Genomic DNA, 13,344 nt, shown 5'->3' with positions numbered 1-13,344 from the left:
GCTCGCTCACGAGCGGTAGTCGCCGTTGATCTCGACGTAGCGCTTGGTCAGGTCGCAGGTCCACACGGTCGCCGAGGCCCGGCCGGAGCCCACGTCGACGGTGATGTCGATCTCCGCGTTCTTCATGTAGGCGCTCATCGTCGCCTCGTCGTAGGCCGGCGACGGGGCGCCGTCGATCGCGGCCACGTGCGGGCCGAAGCGGATCATCAGCCGGTCGCGGTCGACCGGCTCCTCGGTCTTGCCCACGGCCATGACCACCCGGCCCCAGTTGGCGTCCTCCCCGGCCAGCGCCGTCTTGACCAGGGGGCTGTCGGCGATCGACTTGGCCAGCTTTCGGGCCGAGGCGGGGCTGGCGGCGCCGTCGACGGTGACCTTGACGAACTTGGTCGCCCCCTCGCCGTCGCGCACCAACTGGTGCGCGAGGTCGAGCATCACCTGGTCCAGGGCCCGCGAGAAATCCTTCAGCCGGCGATCGCCGACGCGGCCGATGCGCGGCGCTCCCGAAGCGCCGGTGGCGAACAGCAGGCAGGTGTCGTTGGTCGAGGTGTCGCCGTCGACGGTGACGCTGTTGAAGGTGGTGCGCACGTGCAGGCCCAGCATGGCGCGCAGGACGTTCGGATGGATGTCGGCGTCGGTGACGATGAAGGCCAGCATGGTCGCCATGTCCGGCGCGATCATGCCCGATCCCTTGGCGATGCCGGCGACCTTCACCTTGACCCCCTCGATCTCGCACTCGGCGTAAGAGCCCTTCGGGAAGGTGTCGGTGGTCATGATCGCCCGGCCGGCGGCGGCCCAGTTGTCCGCCGACATTCCCGCCTCGACGTCGGCCAGGCGGGCGGCGATCTTGCGGTCGTCCAGCACCACGCCGATGACGCCGGTCGAGGCCAGCATCACGTCGCGCTGGCGGCAGCCGAAGCGCTTGGCCGCTTCCGAGGCGGTGCGCCGGGCCGCGTCGGCTCCCGCCTTGCCGGTGAAGGCGTTGGCGCAGCCGGCGTTGACCACCAGCGCCCGGACGTCCGAGCCGCCGCCCTCGGCCCCCAGGTGGCGCTTGCACCAGTCGACCGGCGCCGACCCGACCTTGTGACGGGTGAAGACCCCGGCGCAGGTCGTGCCCGGCGCGAAGCGGAACACCACCAGGTCATCCCGCTCGTGCTTGTAGAACCCGGCCCGGGCGGCGGCGATCTCCACGCCGCCGACCGCGGGGATGGCGGGAAAGGGCACGGCCAGGGGCGAAATCTCCAGCCCCGGCTTACCGGGCGCCCCCGGCGGGGTCCGGCCGGGAGCGGCGCGCTTGAGGGCCGAGGCGAGCGGATCCAGCGCCTTCTCGATGGCCTGTTCGATCTTCTGGCCGGTCGAACCCCGGCTGGCGACGGGCGGACGAGTCACGACGCGCTCGCGGCGGCCGGAGCGGACGCGGGAGGCGATCCCGCCGCCGGGGCGGCGGGGGCCGAGGCCGGCTCCTGAGGCCGGGCGGCGTCGCCGTTCAGCAGCACGTCGACCTCAGCCTTGCCCCGCAGGTCCTCGAGCAGCTGCCGCACGCCCTCATAGGTCAGGTACCGCACGATTTGCGGCCGGGCCTGCTCCAGCGTCGGCGGCGTCTCGCGGCGGCGGTCCTCGACCCGCAGCACGGCCCAGCCGCCCTCGGTCTGGAACGGCCCGACCGTCGACCCCGCCGGCTTGTCGCGCAGGGCGTTGGCGTAGGCCTGGGGCATGACGTCGAGGGTCGAATAGCCGAGGTCGCCGCCGGAAAAGCGTGTCGCCTCATCGACGGAGCGCTCCATGGCCACCGCCTCGAAGGCGGCCCCCTGGGCGAGGATGCCGACCACCGCGTCTGCCTCCTCCCTGGTCCGCGACAGGATCAGACGGGTGCGGATCTCCTCGGAGGTCCGCGCCAGACGCAGCTGCTCCTGGTAGAGCTCCTCGACCTTGCGCTCGGAGATGGTGTTGTTGACCACCGTCTCGACCAGCATGTCGCCGAGAATCCGTTCGCGCGTCGCCTCGAGCCGCCGCTGGGCGAGCGCCGAGTTGTCGAGACCGCGCCGCTCGGCCTCGCGGGCGAGCAGCTTCTGGTCTATGACCTCGTCCAGCACGCGGCGGAACAGGTCGGAGGTGACGTCCAGCGGCTCGCCCTCGCCGACCAGTCCTTGTGCCACAGCCTCGCGCTTGACGTCGGAGGCCCAGATGGTCTCGTCCTGAACCTTCGCGACAGCCCGGTCGCCCGGCTCTGGCGGCCGGGCGTCGCCGCCGCCGCGACCGCACGCGGCCACGGCCAGGCTGAGGGCCAGCACGGCGGAAAACAGGAGGCGGGAAGGCCGCATGCGGGCGCGCTCCGTCTGCGGGCGGCAATAGCCCTCGCGTTGACAGGGATAAGGCCGGTGCTTAAGTCCCGCCTGCGCCCAAGTCGAGGGGTTTTCGAATGTTCGCGCGGCCCCGTGCGACCGCCCGTCACGGGCTTCGCGGGCCGGCGTCGCCGAGGCCTCTCCGCGGCGTCTGACCGCCGCCCCTTCGGGACCTCGTACCAGAGCCATTCGACGCTCGCCCGCCTTCGGATCACCCATGCTCGGCATCGCCAAGAAGTTTTTCGGCTCATCCAACGACCGCAAGGTCAAGGACTTCATGGGCCGGGTCCAGAAGATCAACGCGCTGGAGGCGAAGTACGCCGCCCTGTCCGACGGCGAACTGCGCATGATGACGGACGCGTTCCGCGACCGCATCGCCCAGGGCGAGAACCTCGACAAGATCCTCAACGACGCCTTCGCCGTGGCGCGCGAGGCTTCCAAGCGGGTGCTGGGCCAGCGCCAGTACGACGTGCAGCTGACCGGCGGCATGATCCTGCACGACGGCGGCATCGCCGAGATGCGCACCGGCGAGGGCAAGACCCTGGTGGCGGTGGCGCCGGTGTACCTGAACGCCCTGCTCGGCAAGGGCGTGCACGTCATCACCGTCAACGACTACCTCGCCCGCCGCGACGCTGAATGGATGGGTCGGGTCTACCGCTTCCTCGGCCTCGAGGTCGGGGTGATCGTCAACGGCCTCAGCCAGGGCCAGCGTCAGGCGGCCTACGCGGCCGACATCACCTACGGCACCAACAACGAATTCGGCTTCGACTATCTGCGCGACAACCTGGTCTACGACCGGCGCGAGATGGTGCAGCGGCCGCACCACTTCGCCATCGTCGATGAGGTCGACTCGATCCTGATCGACGAGGCCCGCACGCCGCTGATCATCTCGGGCCCGACCGAGGACCGGTCCGAGCTCTATGTGACGGTCGACGCGATCATCAAGGAGCTGATCCAGGACAAGGCGACCTTCGACCTGGACGAGAAGCAGCGCCAGGCCTTGCTGACCGAGGAGGGCTCCGAGCGGATCGAGCAGATCATGGAGGAGCGCGGCCTGTTCGCGCCCGACACCACCGGCCTCTATGACGCCGCCAACATCACCCTGGTGCACCATATCAACCAGGCGCTGCGGGCTAACACCTTGTATGTAAAGGACAAGGATTACATCATCCGCGCTGGCGAGATCATGCTGATCGACGAGTTCACCGGCCGCATGATGCAGGGCCGGCGGCTGTCGGAAGGCCTGCACCAGGCCATCGAGGCCAAGGAAGGCGTCAAGATCCAGCCCGAGAACCAGACCCTGGCCTCGGTCACCATCCAGAACTATTTCCGCCTCTACGAGAAGCTGTCCGGCATGACCGGCACGGCCGCCACCGAGGCGCAGGAATTCCTCGACATCTACAAGATGGACGTGCTCGAGGTGCCGACGCACCGGCCGATCCAGCGCATCGACCACGACGACGAGATCTTCCGCACGGCCGCCGAGAAGAACCGGGCCATCGCCGCCCAGATCGCCGAATGCCACGTGCGCGGCCAGCCGATCCTCGTCGGCACGGTGTCGATCGAGAAGTCCGAGACCCTGTCCGAACTGCTCCAGACCTACGAATACGAGGTCCGGATCAAGACGCTGAAGCCGCAGCACGCCCACCTCGAGGCCGAGGCCCGGAGCGAGGACCCCAAGGTCCGCGCCGCCGCGAAGAAGGCCTACCACGCGCTCAAGGACGACGATTTCGACATCGAGATCAGGACGGGCCGCGGCATTCCGCACAGCGTGCTGAACGCCCGTCAGCACGAACAGGAAGCCTACATCGTGGCCGACGCCGGCCTGCCCGGCGCGGTGACCATCGCCACCAACATGGCCGGCCGCGGCACCGACATCCAGCTCGGGGGCAACCTCGAGATGCGGATGCAGAAGTGGCGCCTCGACCAGCGCAACATGGCCGTCGAGGTGACTCCCGAGATGGAGTCCGCCCAGGAGGCCGAGTTCAAGGCCGACATCGCGGTCCAGAAGGAGAAGGCGCTGGCCGCCGGCGGCCTGTTCGTGCTCGGCACCGAGCGCCACGAGAGCCGCCGCATCGACAACCAGCTGCGCGGCCGCACCGGCCGCCAGGGCGACCCCGGCACCTCGAAATTCTTCCTGTCGTGCGAGGACGACCTGCTGCGCATCTTCGCCGGCGACCGGCTGGACGCGATCATGCGCAACTTCGGCGTGGCCGAGGGCGAGGCCATCAGCCACCCGTGGCTGAACCGCGCGGTCGAGACGGCGCAGAAGCGGGTCGAACAGCGCAACTACGACATCCGCAAGAACCTGCTGAAGTACGACGACGTTGTGAACGACCAGCGCAAGGCCGTGTTCGAGCAGCGCCAGGAGTTCATGGACGCCGAGGACCTGTCGGAGCTGGTCGCGGAGTTCCGCAACGACGTGATCTCCGATCTCGTCGAAAAACACATGCCGCCCAAGGCCTACGCCGAGCAGTGGGACATCGAGGGGCTGGACGAGAAGGTCCGTCACACCCTCGGACTCGAGCTGCCGCTGGCCGAGTGGGCCGCCGAGGAGGGCGTCTCCAACGAGGAGATCGAGGAGCGGATCGTCGCCGCCGCAGACGCCCGCGCCGCCGAGCGGCTGGAGCTGGTCGGCCAGACGCAGACCCGCAACCTCGAGAAGCAGTTCCTGCTGCAGATGGTCGACATGCAATGGCGCGAGCACCTGGTCCACCTGGACCACCTGCGCGGCGTCATCGGCCTGCGCGGCTATGGCCAGCGCGATCCGCTGAACGAGTACAAGACCGAGGCCTTCAACCTGTTCGAGACGCTGCTCTACGAGCTGCGCCACAACGTCACCCGCTGGCTGATGACCGTCGAGTTCCGCTTCGAGGCGCCGCCGCCGATGGAGCTGCCGGAGTTCCAGGAGATCCACCTGAACCCCGGCACCGGCGAGAACGAGATGACCAATCCGTCGGCGCAGCTGCCCGAAGGTCAGCTGCAGGGCGAGGACCGCGCCCGCCTGCCAGTGGACGCCCTGCCGGTCGGCTGGGAGCGCACCCCGCGCAACGCCGACTGCCCGTGCGGCTCGGGCCGCAAGTTCAAGCACTGCCACGGCGCGCTGGTCTGACCATGGCGGGGGCGCGCAAGGACCTGTTCTCCCGCGCCCTGTCGCTCGATCCGGGCCGGCTGCATTTCGCGGCGCACAGCCATCACCTGTGGCCCGACGCCAGCTTCGACGGCCAGGTGCGGGCGTGGATCGAGGCCAACCACTTCGCCGACCGCAAGTGGGACCTGATCTTCGGCGAGGTCGTGCCGGAAGCGCAGGGCCACGTGGCGGCGGAGCTGAACCTTCCGTCGCCCGACACGGTGGTGTTCGCCTCCAACACCCACGACTTCCTGCTGCGCCTGGTCTCGGGCGTGGAACGCAAGCCAGTGCGCATCCTGTCGACCGACGGCGAGTTCCACTCGTTCCGCCGCCAGGGCGAGCGCTGGGAAGAGGCGGGCGAAGCCGTGATCACCCGCATCCCGCTGCACCCGTTCGACAGCTTCGCCGAGCGGTTCGTGGAGGCGGCGCGCGGGGGCGGATTCGATCTGGTGATGGTCAGCCAGGTGTTCTTCCGCACCGGGCAGGTGTTCGGTCGCATCGCCGAGCTGGCGGCTGTGGCCGACCCGGCCGGGCCATGGGTGGTCGTCGACGGCTATCACGGCTTCATGGCGATGCCGACCGATCTGTCGGCCGTGGCGGACCGGATCTTCTACCTGGGCGGCGGCTACAAGTACGCCATGGCCGGCGAGGGCGCGGCGTTCATGCACGCGCCCCACGGGTTCTGCCCTCGCCCTGTGATCACCGGATGGTTCGCGGAATTCGGCAATCTGACCGGCCCGCCCAACGGAGTGCAGTACCGGGAGGACGCCGGCCGGTTCTGGGGCGCGACCTCGGACTTCACCGCCCTCTACCGCTTCAACGGCGTGCGACGCATGCTGGACGAAGCCGGACTCGATACGGCGGCGGTGTCGGCCCACACCCTTGGACTGATGCGAGCCTTCCAGACCGCGTTGGGCGAAGGGCGGGCCGGTCGCCTGGCCGCGGCTGAGGTCCTCAATCCCCTCGGCGCGGACGCGGCGCACGCGCGCTTCCTCGCGCTGCGCCATCCGCAGGCCGCGGCGTGGAAGGCCCGCCTGCTGGAGGCCGGGGTCGTCACCGACGTGCGCGACGACGTCATCCGCTTCGGCTTCGGCCTGTACCAGGACGAGGCCGACGTGGAGCGGCTGATCGGGACCTGCGACCGGGTTCTTTGATCCCGGGGGGGGGGGGGATTTGGGAGACATCCCCGGAGGGACAGACGATACCTCCCCCCGGGGACAGCCGGTGCGTGGCGGACATGCGCGACACCCGCCGGGCCGGGCTCCGGGAGCGTCAGAAGAAGGTGGTGTCGTCGCTCTTCTTCGCCTTGGGAGGCGCCGGCGTCGCCGGCCGTGACGGGGCCGGGCGCGGCGCCGGCGCGGGCGCGTCGGCGGCGGGCGGCGGCGTGACCGCCGGGTCAGTCGGCACCGTCTCGCCGGCGGCGGGCGGAATCGGCGGCAGCGTGGGATAGGGCAGGCTGGCGTCGCCGCCGTCGGGATAAGGCAGGGGCTCCACCCCCGTCACCGGCGCGGGGTCGATCCGGTCCGGCGCATCGAGGTCGTCGCGGATGAAGGCCCACGAGCGGCTGTCGGAACAGGCGCAGGCCTTCATGAAGCCCTCGCGGTCGCGCCAGACGATCAGCGGATAGCGGGTCTGCAGCCCCGCGTCCCCGAGATGTCGCGACAGCGCCGCGACGAACTCCCGTCCGGCGTCCACCACCGCGGAGCGGGCCAGGTTGCCGTCGGCGGCGGGAATGCCGGCGGCGGTCCAGTTGCGCGACGGGGTGGCGGTCCAGCGCTGGTACAGCACCCAGTCGCGGGTCAGCCACAACTCGGCGACGGTGGCGCGCTCCGCCGCCGTGGACTGGGTCAGACCCTCGCGGTCGGGTCGGGCGAAGACGATGATGCGCGCCTCGACGCCGGCTGCGCGCAGCTTGGGGATCTCCTCGGCCTCGTAGCGCTGCATGGCCGCGGAGTCGCGATAGCCGACGATGTACAGCGGCGCCCCACCCCCGCCGGCGGAGATCCACGAGCTCTCGTCGAGCAGTTGCTGGATCTCGGCCTGGTGGCGGGTGACCGTCACCGGCTGGAAGCGCGCGTAGAAGTTCCAGTACGCCCAGTAGCCCCCGCCCGCGAGGGCGAGCCCGATCACGGCGGCGAGGGCGGACCAGACGAAAAAGCGTCGCATGCGAGGGAGCGCTCCAGCTTGGCGGTTCGTCAAGCCTAACGCCTAACACCGATTTGCGCTGCCGCGAACGCCGGAGAGGCGAACGGTTCAGGCCTCGCCCATCGCCGAGGGGGTCCAGCGCGCGATGACCTTCCCCTCAAGCTCGGCGCCGAGCCGCAGGTAGAAGCGCTGGGCCGCGTGATTGTCGGCGCTGACCTCCCAACGGGCCGTCAGTCCGTCCCTGGCCGCTTCGTCGGCGAAGGCCCGCATCAGGGCTTCGCCGACGCCGGCTCCCCGGGCGTCCTGGACCACGAACAGATCGTCGAGATTCAGATAGTCCCCGCCCCGCCAGATGCCGTAGACGCGGGTCCAGGAGACATAGCCGACCGGCCGGCCGTTGAGTTCGGCCAGCAGGAAGGCCGCACGCGGCGGCGTCGCCGAAAGGGCCTGCGCCAGGCTGGCGGGGGTCGCGGCCACGAAGGCCGCCAGGTCCTCGTGCTCGGCCAGCCCCAGCATCAGTCGGTGCAGGACCTCGGCGTCCGCGGCGGACGCCGGCCGGACGACGACGCCCACGGCGTCAACCCATCGTCGGAATGACGAAGGAGCTGTCGGCGTGCTCCAGCTCGCTGTCGGGCCAGCGGGCGGTGACCGTCTTGGTCTTGGTCCAGAAGCGCAGGCCTTCCATGCCGTGCTGGTTGATGTCGCCGAAGGCCGAGCGCTTCCACCCGCCGAAGGTGTGGTAGGCGACCGGCACCGGGATCGGCACGTTGATGCCGACCATGCCGACGTTGACCCGGGCGGCGAAGTCGCGCGCCGCGCGGCCGTTCTGGGTGAAGATGGCCACGCCGTTGCCGTACTGGTGCTGCGACGGAAGGTGCAGCGCCTCCTCGAAGCTGGCGGCGCGCATGATCTGCAGCACCGGACCGAAGATCTCCTCCCGGTAGGACTCCATCTCCGGCTTGACGTGATCGAACAGCGACGGGCCGATGAACCAGCCGTTCTCGTGGCCCTGCAACTTGAAGCCGCGGCCGTCGACGACCAGCTCGGCGCCTTCCTGCACGCCCTTCTCGATCCAGCCCTCGACGCGCGCCTTGTGGGCGGCGTTGACCACCGGGCCGTAGTGGGCGTCGGCGTCGGTCGAGACGCCGACCTTCAGCTTCGGGATCTCGGCGACCAGACGCTCGCGCAGTTCGTCGGCGGTCTTCTGGCCGACCGGCACCACCACCGGCAGGGCCATGCAGCGCTCGCCCGCGCTGCCGAAGGCCGCGCCGGTCAGGTCCTTGATGACCTGGTCCATGTCGGCGTCGGGCAGGACGATGCCGTGGTTCTTGGCCCCGCCCATGGCCTGCACGCGCTTCCCGTGCTCGGCGCCCATCCGGTAGACGTAGTGGGCGATGTCGGACGAGCCGACGAAGCTGATTGCATGCACCTGCGGGTGAGTCAGGATGGCGTCGACGGCCGCCTTGTCGCCGTGGACGACGTTGAGCACCCCGGCGGGGGCGCCGGCCTCGAGCATCAGCTCGCCCAGACGCACCGGCACCGACGGATCGCGCTCGGACGGCTTGAGGATGAAGGTGTTCCCCGCCGCGATGGCGACGCCGAACATCCACATCGGGATCATGGCCGGGAAGTTGAACGGGGTGATGCCGGCGACCACGCCCAGCGGCTGGCGCATCGAATAGACGTCGATGCCCGGGCCGGCGCCCCAGGTGTATTCGCCCTTCAGGGCGTGGGGGATGCCGCAGGCGAACTCGATCACCTCCAGGCCGCGCTGGATGTCGCCCTTCGAGTCGGCGACGACCTTGCCGTGTTCCGAGCTGAGCAGCTCGGCCAGCTCGGTCATGTTGGCCTCGACCAGCCGCTTGAACTCGAACATCACCCGGGCGCGGCGCTGGGGGTTGGTCGAGGACCAGCCATCGAAGGCGGCCTGGGCCGCCTGCACGGCGCGGTCGACCTCGCCGACGGTGGCCAGCTGGACCCGCGCCTGCACCTCGCCGGTGTTCGGATTGAACACGTCGCCGAAGCGGCCCGAGGCGCCGGTGAAGCTCGCACCGCCGATGAAGTGGTTGATGTCACGCATGATGCCGGCGTTTCCCTGACTGAGGCCTGTTCTTGTGGGCGGCGGTTTAGACCCTGAGGCGCGCCGGCGCCAGCGTCACACCGCCGCGTCGAACAGGGCGTCGCGGGCCACGTCCGCGTGCAGCATGGGGAAGAAGTGCGTGCCGTCGGCGACGGTCTCCACGCTCACGTGCGGCAGGCCATGCGGGCGCTCCGGCACATGGCAGGTCGAGCCGTGCGCGGCCTTGAGAATGCGCACCGGCCGGCCGACCCGCTTCAGCGCGCCCCACGGATCGTGGGCCTGGGCCGCGTAGTTGGAGGCCTCCCATTCGGGCGGGCAGGCGAGGGCGAAGCTGGCCTCCGTCTCGACCAGCCCGTCGGACAGGTAGTCCACCAGCATGGCGTCGGGCCAGCCGCGGAACGCTCCGCGTCCCCGGTAGGCGGCCAGCGCCTGTTCGCGGCTGTCGAACACCGCCCGGCGGCGCAGGGCGCCGCGCACCAGCGGAATGCGCCGGGCCATCCGATCGAACAGCGGCAGGCGCAGCATGGCCTGGCTCCAGCGGGTCCAGATCACCGGGTCCAGAAGCACGAGGCGCGAGGCCCGCTCCGGACGCTCGGCGGCGGCGAGCAGGACCGCGGTGGCCCCCATCGAATGCCCGGCCAGCACGGCTGGCGGGCCGTCGAGGGCGTCGAGCAGGGCGATCAGGTCGTCGCGATGGTCGGACCAGCCGCGCCGCCCGCGCGGTTCGACCGGCAGGACGCTGGCGCCGTGGCCGCGCAGGTCGGGCGCCCAGACCCGCAGGGCTCCGGACAGCGGTGCCAGCAGGCTGCGGTAGGTCATGGCGTTGAAGCCATTGGCGTGGACGAAGACCAGATCCACCGGCCGCTTCGGGTCGCCGAAGTCGAGCACCGCCATCTCCCCCTCGCCCCAGCGGTTGGCGACGGGCACGGTGATGCGGCGGGGCTGGGTCAGCCGGAGGGCGTCCATGCCGGCCAGATAGGCGTTCGCGCGGACTCCCGCCAGTTCAGGCGGCCTCGGCGGCGTCGCGGCAGGCGGGGCAGCGACCGTGCGCCTCGACCGTGGTCCGGACGATATCGTAGCCGGCGTCGTGCGCCGCCCGGTCGAGAGCACCGGCGAGCGGCGCGGTGACCTCCGCCGTCGCCCCGCAGCAGTCGCAGATCAGGAAGGCGGCGGCGTGGGCCGGGCCGCCCTCGGTGCAGGCGACATAGGCGCTGATCGAGGCGATGCGGTGGGCCAGTCCCTTGCGTTCGAGAAACTCCAGCGCGCGATAGACCGTCGGCGGCTTGGCCGGCTGGCCGTCCTCGCCGAAGCGGGCGATCAGATCGTAGGCCTTCACCGGCTCGCCGGCGGCCAGCAGCAACTCCAGCACCCGCAGGCGGGCCGGCGTCATGCGCTCGCCCTCGGCGGTGAGACGGGCGTCGGCGGCGGCCAGCGAAACCGACACCGCCTCGGCGCTGGGCGGACCGTCGTCGTGATGGTGATGGCAGGCGTCGCCCATGTCCTCGACCTAAGACCTTCGCCGCGCCGTCGCAACGTTCCCGCTTGACGCTCTGTGATGTTATCTCATAACAGTTCGGCCATGAGAACCTTCCGCGCCCTCCTCCTCGCCGCGCCCGCCTGGGCCGTTCTCGCCGCCGCCGCCTCCGCCCAGGAGCCGCCCGCCGGCCAGGTCGCCGACCTCGGGGAGGTGATCGTCACCGGCACCCCGTTCGGGGTGACCGACCGCGCCAGCCTGCTGGCCGTGGAGGTGCTGGACGAGGAGGCGCTGGCGATCGCCCCGGCCTCGACCCTCGGCGATCTGGTCAGCGGCCTTCCGGGGGTGCGCAGCACCGCCTTCTCGCCGGGCGCCAGCCGGCCGGTGATCCGCGGCCTGTCGGGCCCGCGGGTGCAGGTGCTTACCAACGGCCTGGGCATGATCGACGCCAGCTCGGTGTCGCCGGACCACCAGGTCGCCGTCGACCCGGCCGAGGCCCGGCGCATCGAGATCGTCCGCGGCCCGTCGACGCTGGTGTTCGGCGGTTCGGCCATCGGCGGGGTGGTCAACATCATCGACGACCGCATCCCGACGGAGCCGGCCGAAGGCGGCGTCGACGGCCACGTCTCGGCCCAGTACTCCAGCGTGGACGACGGACGCAGCTTCGGCGCGCGTCTGAAGGCGAACGCCGGGCCGCTGGTCCTGAGCCTGGACGGCTTCACCCGCGACGCCTCGGACTACGACGTGCCGGTCTTCCCGGAATCCGCGCGGCTGCTGGCCGAGGAGGGCGAGGAGCCCGGCGAGGAGCGCTCGGTCGCCAACACCTTCGTGGAGCTCGACCAGGTCGGGGCCGGCCTGAGCTGGATCGGCCCGCGCGGCTTCGTCGGGGCCTCGGTCAAGCACGTCGAGACCACCTACGGCGTGCCGGGGCACGCCCACGGGGACGAGGACCACGAGGAGGAGGAGGCCGGGCACGGCGAGGAAGGGGTTTCGATCGGGCTGGAGCAGACCCGGTACGACCTGCGCGGCGAGCTGACGTTCGACGCCGGCCCGTTCAGCGCCGCCCGCCTGTCCGCCGGCTGGGCCGACTACGCCCACACCGAGTTCGAGGGCGACGAGGTCGGCACGCAGTTCTTCTCCGAAGGCGGCGAGGGACGCCTGGAGCTGATCCAGCGCCAGCGCGGCGGCTGGCAGGGCGTGGTCGGGGTCCAGCTGCTGGACCGCACCTTCGACGCCGTGGGCGACGAGGCCTATGTGCCCCGCACCGAGATCGCCGAGCAGGGCCTGTACACCGTGCAGCGCTACGACCGCGGCGACCTGGGCGTCGAAGGCGGGGTCCGCGTCGACGAGCGCTCGCTGGAGAGCGCGGCGGCGAAGCGCGACTTCACCAGCGTTTCGGCCTCGGCGGGCGTCTTCCTGCGTCCATCGGACTCGTGGTTCCTCGGCCTGAGCGCGGCGCGCAACGAACGGGCGCCCAGCGAGGTCGAGCTGTTCGCCGAGGGCCCGCACGCCGCGACCGGGGCCTTCGAGGTCGGGGACATCGACCTGGACAGCGAGGTCGCCACCTCGATCGAGGGCACGCTTCACTTCGCCGCCGGCCGGTTCGAGGCCGACCTGCACGCCTACCACGCCGACTACGACGGCTTCATCGATCTGCGCCCCACGGGCGTGGACGACGCCGACTCCGGCCTGCCGGTGTTCGAATACGTCCAGACCGACGCCCGCTTCCGCGGTCTCGAAGCCGAGGCCGAGGTGCGCCTGTGGGAGGGTGGAGACCGCAGTCTGACCCTCGCCGGCGCCGCCGACTGGGTGCGGGCGTCCTCGGACCTCGGGCCGGTCGCCCGGATCCCGCCGTGGTCGGCCACGGTCGGGCTGGACTGGACCTCGCGCCGTTTCGACGCCGGCCTCGAGGTCCGGCACGTCGGCGAGCAGGACCGGACCGCCGCCTTCGAGCGGCCGACGGACAGCTACACCCTGGTCAACCTGAAGGGAGCCGTTCGGCCGTTCGCGGACCGCGACGTGACGCTCTTCGCCGAGGTGCACAACCTGACCGACGCCGAGGCGCGGGAGCACGCCAGCTTCCAGAAGGACATCGCGCCGCTGCCGGGGCGGAACCTGCGCGTCGGCCTGACCTACCGCTTCTAGGCCGGCGGAGGCGTTTGCCGCCCCGGACCAT

Annotated in this window: 10 protein-coding genes; 3 read left to right on the top strand and 7 right to left on the bottom strand. The window is 70.9% G+C overall.

What is annotated here, in order from left to right:
• Nucleotides 1–6 precede the first annotated feature (6 nt).
• Nucleotides 7–1,386 carry a bifunctional glutamate N-acetyltransferase/amino-acid acetyltransferase ArgJ gene (gene argJ / locus BM333_RS03400; RefSeq protein ID WP_092307279.1) on the bottom strand — a complete coding sequence of 460 codons (1,380 nt, stop codon included), beginning with the start codon at nt 1,384–1,386 and terminating at the stop codon, nt 7–9.
• The gene (locus BM333_RS03395; RefSeq protein WP_092307277.1) at nt 1,383–2,318 is read right to left on the bottom strand and encodes a peptidylprolyl isomerase; all 936 of its coding nucleotides are present in this window, start codon (nt 2,316–2,318) and stop codon (nt 1,383–1,385) included. Before BM333_RS03395 ends, argJ begins: the two co-directional genes overlap by 4 nt.
• Nucleotides 2,319–2,556: 238 nt before the next feature.
• Here BM333_RS03395 and secA point away from each other — a divergent pair, with 238 nt between their 5' ends.
• Together secA and BM333_RS03385 are read left to right on the top strand one after the other, a co-directional pair.
• A complete protein-coding gene (gene secA, locus BM333_RS03390) occupies nt 2,557–5,451 on the top strand; it encodes a preprotein translocase subunit SecA (RefSeq protein WP_092307275.1) in 2,895 nt (964 codons plus the stop codon).
• Nucleotides 5,452–5,453: 2 nt separating this feature from the next.
• Nucleotides 5,454–6,623: an aminotransferase class V-fold PLP-dependent enzyme gene (locus BM333_RS03385; protein ID WP_092307273.1), complete on the top strand. Its 1,170-nt coding sequence runs from the start codon at nt 5,454–5,456 to the stop codon at nt 6,621–6,623.
• A gap of 118 nt (nt 6,624–6,741) precedes the next feature.
• Here BM333_RS03385 and BM333_RS03380 read toward each other — a convergent pair whose 3' ends face one another.
• The 5 genes from BM333_RS03380 to BM333_RS03360 form a co-directional block, all read right to left on the bottom strand.
• Nucleotides 6,742–7,635, bottom strand: a complete 894-nt coding sequence (locus BM333_RS03380) for a hypothetical protein (RefSeq protein WP_092307270.1) — start codon at nt 7,633–7,635, stop codon at nt 6,742–6,744.
• An 87-nt stretch (nt 7,636–7,722) separates the two neighbouring features.
• Entirely contained in the window at nt 7,723–8,187 is a 465-nt protein-coding gene (locus BM333_RS03375; RefSeq protein WP_092307268.1) for a GNAT family N-acetyltransferase, read from the bottom strand.
• Nucleotides 8,188–8,191: 4 nt separating this feature from the next.
• Nucleotides 8,192–9,694 (bottom strand): CoA-acylating methylmalonate-semialdehyde dehydrogenase, encoded by a 1,503-nt coding sequence (locus BM333_RS03370; RefSeq protein ID WP_092307266.1) that lies wholly within the window; start codon nt 9,692–9,694, stop codon nt 8,192–8,194.
• A gap of 75 nt (nt 9,695–9,769) precedes the next feature.
• A complete protein-coding gene (locus BM333_RS03365; RefSeq protein WP_092307264.1) occupies nt 9,770–10,660 on the bottom strand; it encodes an alpha/beta fold hydrolase in 891 nt (296 codons plus the stop codon).
• A gap of 37 nt (nt 10,661–10,697) precedes the next feature.
• Complete coding sequence (locus BM333_RS03360) at nt 10,698–11,192, bottom strand: Fur family transcriptional regulator (protein WP_092307262.1); 495 nt, start codon at nt 11,190–11,192, stop codon at nt 10,698–10,700.
• 81 nt (nt 11,193–11,273) lie between these two features.
• On the opposite strand from BM333_RS03360, the gene BM333_RS03355 reads away from it, so the two are divergent.
• The gene (locus BM333_RS03355) at nt 11,274–13,313 is read left to right on the top strand and encodes a TonB-dependent receptor domain-containing protein (protein WP_245777122.1); all 2,040 of its coding nucleotides are present in this window, start codon (nt 11,274–11,276) and stop codon (nt 13,311–13,313) included.
• Nucleotides 13,314–13,344 lie beyond the last annotated feature (31 nt).

The sequence above is a fragment of the Brevundimonas viscosa genome, assembly GCF_900116065.1.
In the GTDB taxonomy this organism is placed as follows: Bacteria; Pseudomonadota; Alphaproteobacteria; order Caulobacterales; family Caulobacteraceae; genus Brevundimonas; species Brevundimonas viscosa.
This window is presented reverse-complemented; position numbering and strand designations above follow the sequence as displayed.

What these genes read in the sequence shown, in the direction of transcription:
- BM333_RS03395 (WP_092307277.1), bottom strand. Translation starts at nt 2,318, where the DNA reads ATGCGGCCTTCCCGCCTCCTGTTTTCCGCCGTGCTGGCCCTCAGCCTG.
- secA (WP_092307275.1), top strand. Translation starts at nt 2,557, where the DNA reads ATGCTCGGCATCGCCAAGAAGTTTTTCGGCTCATCCAACGACCGCAAG.
- BM333_RS03385 (WP_092307273.1), top strand. Translation starts at nt 5,454, where the DNA reads ATGGCGGGGGCGCGCAAGGACCTGTTCTCCCGCGCCCTGTCGCTCGAT.
- BM333_RS03380 (WP_092307270.1), bottom strand. Translation starts at nt 7,635, where the DNA reads ATGCGACGCTTTTTCGTCTGGTCCGCCCTCGCCGCCGTGATCGGGCTC.
- BM333_RS03370 (WP_092307266.1), bottom strand. Translation starts at nt 9,694, where the DNA reads ATGCGTGACATCAACCACTTCATCGGCGGTGCGAGCTTCACCGGCGCC.
- BM333_RS03365 (WP_092307264.1), bottom strand. Translation starts at nt 10,660, where the DNA reads ATGGACGCCCTCCGGCTGACCCAGCCCCGCCGCATCACCGTGCCCGTC.
- BM333_RS03360 (WP_092307262.1), bottom strand. Translation starts at nt 11,192, where the DNA reads ATGGGCGACGCCTGCCATCACCATCACGACGACGGTCCGCCCAGCGCC.
- BM333_RS03355 (WP_245777122.1), top strand. Translation starts at nt 11,274, where the DNA reads ATGAGAACCTTCCGCGCCCTCCTCCTCGCCGCGCCCGCCTGGGCCGTT.